Origin of the sequence: Rhodovulum sp. DZ06 (assembly GCF_050586345.1) — a bacterium.
Lineage (GTDB): Bacteria > Pseudomonadota > Alphaproteobacteria > Rhodobacterales > Rhodobacteraceae > JBOCEF01.
Window position 1 is genome coordinate 93,000 of sequence record NZ_JBOCEF010000010.1, and the last position, 12,451, is coordinate 105,450.

The following is a 12,451-nucleotide window of genomic DNA, read 5'->3' on the forward strand; positions in this document are numbered from 1 at the left end:
CCGAGTCGCCGAAGGCCCGCGCCGGGGGCGCGCAGAACGCCCCCCCGCGCAAGGGCGCAGGCCCGATATGTCATTGAAAAGAATCGCTTGCGAGTCGGAGCTGCCATTCCGTATCTTCGCCTCACTGCTCGATAGGTTTCTTGCCTGTATGAAACCTGCCTCAACGACTTAACGCCCTCGCTTGCGGGGGCGTTTTTTTTGCGCCTTCCCCGGGGCTGGCGCGCAGCCTAACGGGCCGCGCCGCGCGGGGCCAGAGAAGGCGCCCGATGCGTCCGCAAGATGGCGGCGCACGGCCCCGCCCCCCATCGTCACCCCATCGTGAACCTGCGGCGAAAACGCTCCCGCGGCGCCGCCGGGCATTCGCCTTCGCAGCCGCAGCACCTATTCTGTGTTGCGACACATGCCTGCCCGCCCCCCAAGACGGGCGCGTCAGAAAGGAAGGCCCCCCATGTCCCTCAAGGGCAAATCCGCCGTCATCACCGGCTCCAACTCCGGCATCGGCCTCGGCGTGGCCGAGTACCTCGCCTCGCAGGGCTGCAACGTCGCCCTCAACTCCTTCACCGACAACGCCGAGGACCACGACCTGGCCGAGAAAATCGGCAAGGAGCACGGGGTGAAGGCGGTCTACATCAAGGCCGACATGTCCAAGGGCGAGGAGTGCCGCGCCCTGGTCGAGACGGCGAAGGAGAAGCTCGGCTCGGTCGACATCCTGGTGAACAACGCCGGCATCCAGCACGTCGCCGCGATCGACGAGTTCCCGCCCGAGAAATGGGACGCGATCATCGCCATCAACCTCAGCTCCAGCTTCCACACCACCGCCGCCGCGCTGCCGATCATGCGCGAGGCGGGCTGGGGCCGCGTGGTCAACATCGCCTCGGCGCATGGCCTCACCGCCTCGCCCTTCAAATCGGCCTATGTCGCGGCCAAGCACGGCGTCGTCGGGCTGACCAAGGTGACGGCCCTTGAGACGGCGAAGGAGCCGATCACCTGCAACGCGATCTGCCCGGGCTATGTCCTGACCCCGCTGGTCGAGGCGCAGATCCCCGACACGATGAAGAAATACGGGATGGAGAAGGACGAGGTGATCGAGAAGGTGATCCTCGAGCGCCAACCCTCGAAGGAGTTCGCCACCACCGCCCAGCTCGGCGGCTGCGTGGCCTTCCTGTGCTCGGATTCGGCCGAGCAGATCACCGGCACCACCCTGTCGGTCGACGGCGGCTGGACCGCCCTCTGACGCCCCGCGCGCCGGGGGGCCGCGCAGGCCCCCCGGACGCACGGCGCGCGCTTGCGGCGGGGAGGCCGCCTGCGCCCCCTCCCCCCGACCCTGATCGCCGCAACGCCCGGAGCATTCCCATGACCTCCCCGGAAACCTGCCCCGTTCCCGCCGTCCATGGCGGGACCAAGACCATCAACCTCGCCCTCCAGGGCGGCGGCGCGCACGGCGCCTTCACCTGGGGCGCGCTCGACCGGCTGCTGGAGGAGGAGCGGGTGGAGATCGAGGCGATCTCCGGCACCTCCGCCGGGGCGATGAACGCCGCCGCCTTCAAGTCGGGCTATGCCGATGGCGACCGGAAGGGCGCCGGGCAGGCGCTGGCGCACCTGTGGGGCAGCATCGGCGAGATGGCGCGGCGGTCGTCCTTCAACCCGGTGCTGGAATGGGTCAAGGCGATCCACCCGACGCTGACCACCGTCTCGGCCGCCATCGACGCGGCGCCGCAGAACCTGATGAACGCGCAGGTGGCGCAGTTCTTCTCGCCCTATGACCTGAACCCGTTCGACATCAACCCGCTGCGCGACCTGCTGGCGGACGACCTCGATTTCGACCGGGTCTGCGCGGCCTGCCGCCCCCATCTCTATATCGCCGCCACCAATGTGCGCACCGGCAAGATCCGGGTGTTCGAGGGCGAGGAGATCAGCGTCGACGCCATCGTCGCCTCGACCTGCCTGCCCTCGCTGTTCCAGGCGGTGGAGATCGACGACCCCACGACCGGCCGCAAGGAGGCGTTCTGGGACGGCGGCTTCACCGGCAACCCGGCGCTGTTCCCGCTCCACCGCGGATCGCAGGCGCGGGACGTGGTGATCGTGCACATCAACCCGATGGAGCGCGACGAGGTTCCGCGCACGGCGAAGGAGATCGAGAACCGGGTCAACGAGATCAGCTTCAACTCGAGCCTGAATTTCGAGCTCAGGGCGATCAACATGGTCCGGCGGCTGATCCGCGAGGGCAAGCTGCACGAGGGGGAGTGGAAGGACGTGCTGATCCACTCGGTCGCCGATGACGAGACGATGCGGCGGCTGGGGGCGAGCACCAAGGTGAACCCCGATCCGTTCCTTCTGGAGAAGCTGCGCGAGGCCGGGGCGGCGGCGATGGACCGGTTCCTCTCGGCGCATTGGGACGATCTCGGGACCCGGGCGACGGTGGACCTGGAGAAGATGTACGGCTGAGGGGGCGCGCCGCCCTCGGCGGCGGCCCGGGCGGGGGCGCGCGGGCGCTGCGGGCCGCCGCCGCCGGGGCGCGGCAGGGGCGCGGGCGCTCCCGCGGCGATTGCGCGCCCGGGCCTGCCCATGCATGCCTTGGGTTTGACCCCGGGGCGCACGCGGCCGCGCGCCGGGCACGGGAGGCGCGCATGGACATGCGGATGATCGGCGAATGCAGCACCTGGCTGTCCATCGTGGGCCAGCTCTTCGGCGCGCGCATGGGCAAGCTGCTGGAGCCGCACGGGTTGACGATGGGCCAGTTCAGCGTGCTGCACCACCTCGTGCGGCGGCGCGACGGGGGTGGCGAGCGGGTCAGCGACATCGCCGCGGCGGTGGAGATGGGCCAGCCCGCGGTGACCAAGACCCTGGCCAAGTTCGAGACGATGGGCCTGGTGCGCATGACGCCCGACCCGAAGGACCAGCGCGCGCGGCGCATCGAGGCGACGGAGAAGGGCGCGGCGCTGCTGGAGGAGATCCGGCAGGCGATGGGCCCGGACCTGGCGCAGGTCCTGGGGCGGTACCCGCCGGAGGAACTGGCCCGTTTCACCGAGACGCTGGTGGATCTCGGCCGCTGGCTGGACCGCAACCGCCTCTGACGGGGGCGGAGGCCCGCGCCCAAGGGGGCGGGGAGGGGGCGAGCCCCGCCGCTTTCGCTGGAAGGCGGCGCGGCGCGCCGCCGGGCGCGCGGGCAGGCGGGCAGGCGGGCAGGCGGGGGCCGCCATAACCCCGCGCGATCCCCCCCATCGCGCGATTCCATCTGTCCGCCCGCCCCCCCGCGCGCTATCCATCCCCCATGACACAGCCCGCCAAAGACGCGCCCGGCGTCCCGCCCCTCTCGGTCTCGCTCTTCGATCTCGGCCCCTTCGCGGCGCCGCCCGAGCACATGAACCTCGCGGCCCACGCCCTCGGCCACGACGCGCCGGACGACAAGATCTGCCTGACGGTCGTCGGCGATGACGGGACCCGCCGCTGGACCTATGGCGAGATGCGCGACGCCGTCCTGCGCGCCGCCGCGGGCCTGCAGGTCGCGGGCGTGATGCCCGGCGACCGGGTGATCCTGCGCATCGGCAACGAGCCGCGCTTCCCCATCCTGTTCTTCGGCGCCGTCGCCGCGGGGGCCGTCGCGGTCCCGACCTCGACCCTGCTCACCGGCCCGGAACTCGCCCGCCTCGTCGAAGACGCCGACCCGGCGCTGGTCCTGTGCGCCGATGACGAGCGCCCGGCGGGGTTCGACGCGCCCGGGCGCCTCGCGGGCGACGCGCGGATCGCCGAGATCATGGGCGAATCCCCCGCCCCCGATTTCGGGCCGACCCATGCCGAGGACCCGGCCTTCCTGATCTACACCTCCGGCACCTCGGGGCGGCCCAAGGGCGTGCTCCACGCCCAGCGCAGCGCCTGGGCGCGGCGGATGATGTGGGACGGCTGGTACGGGCTGACCGCCGACGACGCGGTGCTCCATGCCGGGGCGTTCAACTGGACCTACACCCTTGGCGCGGGCCTGCAGGACCCCTGGGGGGCCGGCGCCTCGACCACCATCTATACCGGCCATCGCGATCCCGGCATCTGGCCGCGCCTCGTGGCCGAAAGCGGCGCCACCATCTTCGCGGGCGCGCCCGGCGTGTACCGCCAGATGCTCAAATCCGGCGCCGACCTCGGCCCCCTCAAGCAGCTGCGCCACGGCATCACCGCCGGGGAACGCACGCCCCAGCCCCTGCGCGAGGCGTGGGAGGCGGCCACCGGCAAGCCCCTGTTCGAAGCCCTCGGCATGTCCGAGATCTCCACCTACATCTCCTGCTCCCCCTCCGTGCCCGTGCGCCCCGGCTTCGCGGGCCGCCCGCAGAAAGGCCGCCGCATCGCGCTCCTCGGCGATGACGGCGCCCCCGTGCCGGTCGGCGAGATGGGCCGCATCGCGGTCGACGCGCGCGATCCGGGGCTGATGCTCGGCTACTGGCGGCAGGACACGGAATACGAGGGCGACTGGTTCGTCACCGGCGACGTCGCGGTGATGGACGAAGACGGCTATGTGCGCCACGAGGGCCGCGCGGACGAGGTGATGAACGCGCTCGGCTATCGCGTCAGCCCGGGCGAGGTCGAGGCCGCCCTCGCCCAGGCCCCCGGCGTGGCCGAGGTCGCCGTCGCCGCCCTGCCCGTGCGCGCGGACCTCGAGATCATCGCCGCCTTCGTGGTGCCGAAGGAGGGGGCCGAGATCCACCCCGCCGCGATCCTGGCCCACGCGGAAGAGGCGCTGGCCAAGTACAAGCGCCCGCGCGAGGTGATCACCGTCGACGCCCTGCCGCGCACCCCCAACGGCAAGGTCCAGCGCAAGGCGCTGGTCGAGGCGCACCGCAAGGACCGCGGCTGAGGGCGGCGGGGCCGCGCCCCGCCCGGGCCGCCCCGCGCCTGCCCCGCCCGGCGACCGCCCCGCCCAGCGCCCCTGCCCCGCGCGGCGCCGCCGCACCGCCGCGATACGACGCAGCCGCCCGGCATCCACGCGCCGGACGGCCGCCCCCGCGCCCCCTCCGGGCGCCCGTCCCCACGCCCCGGCCGTCCACGCCCCGCCCGTCCCCACGCCCCTGCCGTCCAAGCACCAGCCGTCCACGCACCGGCCATCCACGCCCCGCCCGTCCACGCGCCAGCCGCGCCCCCGGCGCCAAGACCATTGATCCGACCCGCCCTTCCCCGCCATCCTTGACCCCGAGGATGACGGGGAAGGGCGCGGGCATGACCGAGGCGACGCAGACCTGCACCGGGGTCGAGGCGCTCGGCTGGTGCCTGCCCGGGGATCCCGCCCTCGTCGCCATCTACACCGTGGTCATGCCCAGCGCGCTGGCCTTCTTCCTGCGCGCGCTCGGCGGGCCGAAATGGCGCGCCCGGGTGCGGATGTGGCTCTATGGCGGACGCTGGAGCGACGCCTATGCCGGGCTGCTGGACGGCACGCTGGCGCGGCTCGACCGCGCCTTCGGCCCGCCCCTCGGGGCACGGGCGCTGGCGGTGTGCTTCCGCCTCGCGGTGCTCTACGCGCCCTGCCTGTGGATCCTGCAGGTGGCGCTGACCGACCCGTCCGGCGGCGCGGGCGAGCGCGCGGCGGTGGCGGCGGTGATGTTCCTCTCGACCTTCCTGCCCGCGTTCTCCGCCTGCCGCTGGGTCGCCCGCCGCCACGCCGCGGCGCGCGCCGGGGCGGGCCGGGCGCGGGCGGCCCGGCTTACGGCGCAGGAGCTGGTCCTGACCGCCGCCGCAGGGGCCGCCGCGGCGCTGGTCGGGTTCGGCCCGGCCGTCGTGCTGCTCGGCCTCGCCTCCGGCTGGGACCGGCTGGACGCGCTGCTCGACCCCGCCTCGATGGCCGCGGGCGCGGGGCTGATCGCGGGGGTGGGGACGACGATCGGCATCGGCGCGGCGGGGCTGGCCGCCGCCCTCGCCGCCGCGTCGCTGGCGGTCGGAGCGGTGGCGCCGGCGGCCTCGGTCGTGGTGATGATCGGGCTGCCGATGATCAACGCGCTGTTCGACCTGCCCTCCTGGGCGGCGAGCCGCTGGCTGATGGCGCGGCTGCTTGCCGACGCGCGGGGGCCGCGGCTGGCGGCGCGGCTGGGGGCGCTGGCGGCCCATGCGGCGGCGGATGTCGGGCTGGCGCTGGTCTGCATGTTCGGGCTGGCCGCGGCGCTGGCCAACGCGCTCCACGCGGTGGAGGGGGACGGGTCCTGGCAGGACCTCGCCGCCGCGGCCGGGGACCCGTTCGGCGGGCCGGGGCTGGCGATGACGGTGATGCTGCTCTCGACCCTCGCGCCCACGGCGCTGCACCTGTTCTTCGCGGTGTTCGCGCTGGCCACGCTGCGCCCGCCCTTCGCCGCGCGCACCGCCTTCTGGATCCAGGAGGACCAGGAGGCGGAGGAGAAGGCGACGCAGTGGCTGGTGGCGACCTACCTGTCGGTCTGCGCGGGATTCGCGGCGCTGGTGCTGTGGGGGGCGGGGCGGCTGGCGCTCTTCGCGCTCGACGGGCTGGTGGGGGGCGCGGGGATCTGGCCCTGGATCTTCGCGGCGGCGGAGCGGGCGGTGATCTTCTGACCCGGCGGGGGCCGCCCGCGCGCCGCGGCCCGGCCCCGCCGCCCACCGCCTGGCACGGCCCGAAACCGACATCCCGGCGCCGCGATCCGGCGCCCCGTTCCCGCCCCCGCCCGGTCGGGAACCGGCGAGACGGCGGCGCCGCGCAGCGCCATGCTGCCGCCCTCGCCCCTCCCAGCCCACGAGACGCCGGTGAACATGCCCCTTCCCGCCGCGGCGAGCGCCGCCCGCGGCCATTCCCTCGCCCCCCTGTTCCTGCCCGCCCTGTTCAGCCCTTCGGAATGCGCGCGGATCTGCGCCCATGCCGCCGCCGCGGGCTATGCCGAGGCGGGGCTGGTGCGCGGCGCGACCGACCCGGGCCAGCGCCGCGCGCGCATCGCCTGGCCGGACGAGGAAGGCGACGCCGCCTGGGTCTTCACCCGGATCATGGAGGCGGCGGCCGAGGCCAACCGGACCCATTTCGACTTCGCCCTCGACCAGTTCGCGGAACGCATGCAGGTGGCCGAGTACGACGCCGGGGACCTGGGCCATTTCGACTGGCACATGGACCTCGGGGCCGGTCAGTGGGCGGCCAAGCGCAAGCTGACCTTCGTGGCCCAGCTCTCGGCGCCGGACGCCTATGAGGGCGGGACGCTCGAGCTCAATGACGGCAATACCGTCTCGCTCGACCGCGCCATCGGCTCGGCCGTGCTGTTCCCCAGCTTCATGCTGCACCGGGTCACGCCGGTGACCGCCGGGACGCGGCGGTCGCTGACGCTCTGGGTCCACGGGCCCGCGTTCCGGTAAGGGGCGCGGGGGCGCGGGGGCGCCTCAGAACGTCTCCAGCTTCGCCTCCAGCGCGAAGGCCTCCGGCTCCTCGCCATGGGCCTCGACCAGCGCTTGGGTGATCTCGTATTGCGAGGACGCGCTTTCGAGATCCCACAGGTCGAGGAAGCGCAGGTAATGCGCGAGGAAGTCCGGCGCGCCCAGCGCCAGGACCGCGAGGGCGGCCTCGCAGAACTGCACGCCCTCGGCCTCCCACAACCCTTCGGCGCCCGCATCCGGGCCCCAGCGCTGCAACAGGTCCCCGGCGGCGAGGAACAGGAGTTCCGCCGTGGGGTGCAGCGACTCGGTCTTCGCCACCAGCTGCCAGAAGGCCTGGACCTCCTCGGCCCAGGGATCGAAGACCTCGACCTCGTAATCCTCGCCGCGCGGGTTGAGGGCGAAGAACGCCGCGCCGTTCGGGCGGGCGGCCTCGTCCTCCACCAGCCGCTCCAGCGGCTCCAGCGCCTCGCGCAGGGCCTCGAGCGTGCGCAGCGCCGCGTCTTCATCCGCCAGCCCGTCGATGGGCGAGGAGATGATCCACTGCCCGGAGGCGGCGAGGTGGTCGTAGATGCAGGACATGGCAGGCCCTTTTCGCAGCGGCGCCCCCGGCGCGGGGGCCGGGGGCGCGGGAGGGGTCGGGGGGCGGCGGGCGGTCAGCCCTCCGCCGCCTCCATTTCCGCCAGCGTCTGCTTGACGATCTTCAGCGCGTGGTTGGCGGCGGGCACCCCGGCATAGACGGCGACATGCATCATCGCCTCCTGGATGTCCTTCGGCGTGGCCCCGGTGTTCTTCGTGGCGCGCACATGCATCGCCACCTCGTCCCAGTGCCCCAGCGCGGCCAGCAGCGCCAGCGTGATCATCGAGCGTTCGCGCTTCGTCAGCCCGTCGGACTTCCAGACCGTGCCCCAGGCGCCCTCGGTGATGAAGTCCTGGAACGGCTCGTCGAACGCGGTCTTGGCGGCCTCGGCCCGGTCCACATGGGCGTCCCCGAGGACCGAGCGGCGCACCGCCATCCCCTCGGCGTGGCGGGCGGATTTCGGGGCCGCGTCAGACATGGCCGACTTCCTCGAGGAAGGCCGAGATCAGCGCCGCGGTCTCCCCCGGCTTCTCGACGCAAGGCAGGTGGCCCGCGCCGCGGATCAGCTCGAACCGGGCCCCGAGCACGAGGTTCGCGGTCTCCCGCACCAGGTCGGGCGGGGTGGAGCCGTCCTCGTCCCCGCCCATCGCCAGCGTCGGCAGGGTGAGGCGCGAGGTGCTCTCCATCAGGTCGCAGTCGCGGATCGCGCCGCAGCAGCCGGCATAGCCCTCGACCGTCGTGCGGGTCAGCATCGCGCGCCACATGGCCAGCTCGCCCGGCTTTTCCTCGCGGAACGCCCTGGCGAACCAGCGCTCGAGGATGCCCTCGGCCATCGAGGCGATGCCCTGGGCCTGCACCTGGTCGATGCGGGCGTTCCACATGTCCTCGGTCCCGATCTTGGCGGCGGTGTCCATCAGCACCATCGCCTTCACCAGGTCCGGGCGCTCGGCCGCGAGGCCCTGCGCGATCAGCCCGCCGATCGACAGGCCCACCACCACGGCGTCCTTGACCTTGAGGTGGTCGAGCACCGCGGCGGCGTCGTGGACCAGCTCCTGCATCCCGTAGGGCGGCTCGGGCGCCTCGGACAGGCCATGCCCGCGCTTGTCGAAGCGGATGATGCGCAGCCCCGCGGGCAGGCGCGGGATCAGCGCATCCCAGACCCGGAAATCGGTGCCCAGCGAATTGGCGAACAGCACCGGCGCGCCGTCCGGGTCCCCCTCGTCGGCGTAGTGGATGTAAACGCCGTTGGATCGCAGCGCCTGCATGGCCCCGGCCCTCCCTTGCACGGTTGAATTGCGGCCCGCGCCGGGCCGCCGGGGGCGGCGCGGAACGGGCCGCCACACTCGCCCGCCCCGCGGGGCGGCGCAAGGCCCCGCGCGGGGGCGGGTAGCTTTCCACCCCTCGGTGTCGAATCCGGCAGGCGGGCGCTTTCCTCCCGGATCTTTTGCACTACCTGAACGCGCCAGCAGAGATGTTTTCGCGGGAGAGCACATGACGAGCAAGGAAGCTGACGGTCGCGCCGGGCAGGTCAGGTCGATCACCCGGGCGCTGACGGTGATGCGCGCGCTGTCCGAGAGCGCCGACGGCCTGACCTTGTCCGAGACCGCGGCCAAGGCGGGGCTCGCCGCCTCCACCGCCCACCGCATCCTGACGACGCTGGAGGCGGAGCGTTTCGCGCGCTTCGACGGCGCGGCGGGGGTGTGGCACGTGGGCGTGTCGGCCTTCACCGTCGGGGCCGCCTTCGCGCGCACCCGCGACGTGATCGCCCTCGCCCGCCCCTACATGCGCCGACTGATGGAGCAGACCGGCGAGACGGCCAACGTGTTCCTGGAATCGGGCGGCGAGGCGGTGTGCATGGCGCAGATCGAATCGCGCCATTCCATGCGGGCGCTGACCCGCGTCGGCGGGCGCGTGAAGATGCACTGGTCCGGCGCCGGAAAGGCGATCCTGGCGCATATGCGCGAGGAGCAGGCCCGCGCGATCCTGGCCGAACACGGGATGCCGCGCGCCACCTCGCGCACGCTGGTGACCGAGGACGCGGTGCTGGCCGAGCTGGAGCGGATCCGCGCCGCCGGGATTTCCATCGACGACGAGGAGAACGCCGAGGGCATGCGCTGCGTCGCGGCGGCGGTTCTGAACGAACAGGGGCTGCCCGCGGCGGCGATCTCGGTCTCGGGCCCGAAGGCCCGGATCGGCGAGGACAAGCTGCGCGCCATCGGCGAGACGGTGAAGCGCATCGCCGGGGAGATCACCCGCGATTACGGCGGCCGCCGGGGCTGAGCGCGCCCGCGCGGCGGCCCCCGGGGGGCGCCGCGCGGAGATAATCGGGGGCGGGCGAAAAAAGTTTGAAATTCGCTCTGGACGCCGCTCCGCCCCGTGGGTATACGACGCCCCGCAAGCAGCTCTGATCCGGCGTAGCTCAGTGGTAGAGCATCGGACTGTTAATCCGCTGGTCGTAGGTTCGAATCCTACCGCCGGAGCCAGCTTGCCCCAACCTGCTGATATTGTTTTGGTTTGCTTTTCTTCCCGCTCCGGGGAGGCCCGATGGCGCCGCGACGTGCACTCCGCTCTGCACATTGGAGTCGCGCATGCCTCGTAAAACCCCTCAGGCACATCTCGAATATCGTCCCTCCGGCTGGCACTGGCGCCGTCGGTGGCCGAAAACGGTGCGCCGCCGTTACGGCGATCATTTCCCACAAAACGCGTTCTTGTGCCTCTCGTTGCGGACTCACGACCTCTCCGCCGCGAAAATCACCGCACAACGCCTCTCAGCCATGAGCGACCTTGCGTTCGCCGCCATGACGGAGACGACGATGCCGATCGACCCAGCGTCAGCCGAGCGGATTCTCATCGAACTTGCACGTTTTGAAGTCGAAGCCGCCGCGCAGCAGCGCGCGCGGGCCCCGATCCGCGATGCGATCGCCGCCGAAGCCGAGATCGCACGTGAAATGGCGCTGCAACAGACGCTGCGCGCCGCCCTCTACGCCCGAGATCGCGAGAGCGCCCGCGCGCCCCTGCGCGAGGTGGCCCGACGACTGGGAATCACCCTCGACGAATCCTATCCCGACTGGCTTTGGCTCGCTTACGAAGCCACACGCGTCCTCCTCGACGTGAGCGAGGAGCGCGTTCGCTGCGACCGCGGCCACTACACGTCGCCCTCCCCCTGGTTCACCGCAGCCACCGCCGCCCCGCCGCCTACGCCGTTCATCGCCCCTTGGCTCCAACATCCGCCGACGCAGCTTGCCGCAGCCCACGCGGCGCCGGCGACATTTGCAAGCGCTGCTCCGCCCCACTCGGCGCCCAGCCGCACCCATGCGCCGGTCGATTCGCCGGCCGCCCGCGCGGCGGATACGCAGGCGCCCTCTGAACGCCACCCCCTCCCCGCGGAGCAGACCGGCGCGCTTGGCGGCTCCCCTACCCCTATCCACACCGCTCCGACCGCGCCTGCGCCGAGGACGAACGGCGCGCCTCTGCCCGCCCCCACGCCGCGCGTCGCGGTTCGGGAGAAATCGGCGAGCCGGGCTCAAAGCCGCAAGGGGCGACGGTTCGCCGAGGCAGCCCGCGCCTACATCGAAGCGCGATGCGCCGGCAAAGAGGGCAAGACCCGGGACGAAGTAGGAAACCCCGGCAGGGGAAGCTCCTGGCGCAAGAACTCTCGCGCCAACGCCGAGGCGACGATCAAGCTGCTCGACAGCTTGCTTCCGAAGCTCCCGACGGAGCAGCTTGAGCGAAAGCACTTCGTCGACGCGTTCGACATCATCACCCGCCTGCCGCGGACACATGGCAAGTCTCAGCACCAGCCCGAGGACCTGCGCGGCTTCGTCGAACGCCTCGATGCCGAGGAAGCCGCCGCGCGCGAAGCCGCCCGCCGCAAAGCGATCAACGCCGGCGAGAGCGCCGGCAACGCAGAACTTGCCTGGCACAACGCCGCCGTCCCTCGCCTGAGCGTCGCGACCGTCTACCGTCACATGCAAGACGCGCAGCGCGTCGTCCGCTACCTCGTCGCCCTCGGCCAGATGACGTCCAACGTGATGGAGGGCGTGATCTGGAGAGGCGCCGCCGTCGAAGAGATGAAGCTTCGCGAGGCGGACGAGGGCCGCGAAATCTGGGGCGAGCATCTCGGCGCGCTGTTCCGCACGCCGGTCTTCCAGGGGCAGCTCGATGACCCCGGCGACCCTTTGTTCTGGACGCCGCTGATCTCGCTCCACGCGTCGCTGCGTGCGGAAGAGGCGCTCCAGCTCTCGCCCGAGAACATTCGCGAAGACGACGGCATCCCGTATTTCGACATCACTCAAGGCCATGGCCAGCGGCTGAAATCCTCCGCCGCGCGCCGCCGCATTCCCGTGCACCAGAGCCTCATCGACCTCGGCTTGCTCGACCTCGTCGCGCTGCGGCGACGAGAAGGCGAGAACCGCCTGTTTCCGCATGTGGAGCGCGGCAAGACCCGCGAGGCTCTCTCAGAGCCCGACTCATAATTCGATGGGCGGGGCGTGGAAGCGAGCCAAGCGTCTGACAAGAATGCGGATATGGGCAACG

11 protein-coding genes and 1 tRNA gene are annotated in these 12,451 nt (G+C 72.3%); 9 read left to right on the forward strand and 3 right to left on the reverse strand.

Annotation, left to right across the window (positions count from 1 at the left end; all coding sequences use genetic code 11):
- The first annotated feature begins 448 nt into the window (after positions 1-448).
- The 6 genes from ACQ5SO_RS07040 to ACQ5SO_RS07065 all read left to right on the forward strand — a co-directional run bounded on the left by ACQ5SO_RS07040 (position 449) and on the right by ACQ5SO_RS07065 (position 7,320).
- Complete coding sequence (locus ACQ5SO_RS07040) at positions 449-1,234, forward strand: 3-hydroxybutyrate dehydrogenase (RefSeq protein WP_430940878.1); 786 nt, start codon at positions 449-451, stop codon at positions 1,232-1,234.
- A 119-nt stretch (positions 1,235-1,353) separates the two neighbouring features.
- Positions 1,354-2,445: a patatin-like phospholipase family protein gene (locus tag ACQ5SO_RS07045; RefSeq protein WP_430940879.1), complete on the forward strand. Its 1,092-nt coding sequence runs from the start codon at positions 1,354-1,356 to the stop codon at positions 2,443-2,445.
- Between the two features lie 182 nt (positions 2,446-2,627).
- Positions 2,628-3,074, forward strand: coding sequence for a MarR family winged helix-turn-helix transcriptional regulator (locus tag ACQ5SO_RS07050; RefSeq protein WP_430940880.1), 447 nt, complete (start codon positions 2,628-2,630; stop codon positions 3,072-3,074).
- 197 nt (positions 3,075-3,271) lie between these two features.
- Complete coding sequence (locus ACQ5SO_RS07055; RefSeq protein ID WP_430940881.1) at positions 3,272-4,840, forward strand: acyl-CoA synthetase; 1,569 nt, start codon at positions 3,272-3,274, stop codon at positions 4,838-4,840.
- A gap of 359 nt (positions 4,841-5,199) precedes the next feature.
- Positions 5,200-6,537: a hypothetical protein gene (locus ACQ5SO_RS07060; RefSeq protein ID WP_430940882.1), complete on the forward strand. Its 1,338-nt coding sequence runs from the start codon at positions 5,200-5,202 to the stop codon at positions 6,535-6,537.
- A gap of 195 nt (positions 6,538-6,732) precedes the next feature.
- Entirely contained in the window at positions 6,733-7,320 is a 588-nt protein-coding gene (locus tag ACQ5SO_RS07065; protein ID WP_430940883.1) for a 2OG-Fe(II) oxygenase, read from the forward strand.
- Positions 7,321-7,344: 24 nt separating this feature from the next.
- Here the strand turns inward: ACQ5SO_RS07065 and ACQ5SO_RS07070 are convergent, their stop codons facing one another.
- The 3 genes from ACQ5SO_RS07070 to pcaD form a co-directional block, all read right to left on the reverse strand.
- The gene (locus ACQ5SO_RS07070; RefSeq protein ID WP_430940884.1) at positions 7,345-7,917 is read right to left on the reverse strand and encodes a hypothetical protein; all 573 of its coding nucleotides are present in this window, start codon (positions 7,915-7,917) and stop codon (positions 7,345-7,347) included.
- A gap of 74 nt (positions 7,918-7,991) precedes the next feature.
- Complete coding sequence (gene pcaC, locus ACQ5SO_RS07075; protein ID WP_430940885.1) at positions 7,992-8,393, reverse strand: 4-carboxymuconolactone decarboxylase; 402 nt, start codon at positions 8,391-8,393, stop codon at positions 7,992-7,994.
- Positions 8,386-9,180, reverse strand: a complete 795-nt coding sequence (pcaD, locus tag ACQ5SO_RS07080) for a 3-oxoadipate enol-lactonase (RefSeq protein WP_430940886.1) — start codon at positions 9,178-9,180, stop codon at positions 8,386-8,388. The genes pcaC and pcaD overlap by 8 nt, the downstream gene beginning before the upstream one ends.
- Before the next feature lie 226 nt (positions 9,181-9,406).
- Here pcaD and ACQ5SO_RS07085 point away from each other — a divergent pair, with 226 nt between their 5' ends.
- From ACQ5SO_RS07085 to ACQ5SO_RS07095, 3 genes are all read left to right on the forward strand, one after another.
- Entirely contained in the window at positions 9,407-10,195 is a 789-nt protein-coding gene (locus tag ACQ5SO_RS07085) for an IclR family transcriptional regulator (protein ID WP_430940887.1), read from the forward strand.
- 128 nt (positions 10,196-10,323) lie between these two features.
- Positions 10,324-10,398: transfer RNA gene (locus ACQ5SO_RS07090), tRNA-Asn, on the forward strand.
- Between the two features lie 105 nt (positions 10,399-10,503).
- Positions 10,504-12,390, forward strand: a complete 1,887-nt coding sequence (locus tag ACQ5SO_RS07095; protein ID WP_430940888.1) for a DUF6538 domain-containing protein — start codon at positions 10,504-10,506, stop codon at positions 12,388-12,390.
- The last annotated feature ends 61 nt before the right edge of the window (positions 12,391-12,451 follow it).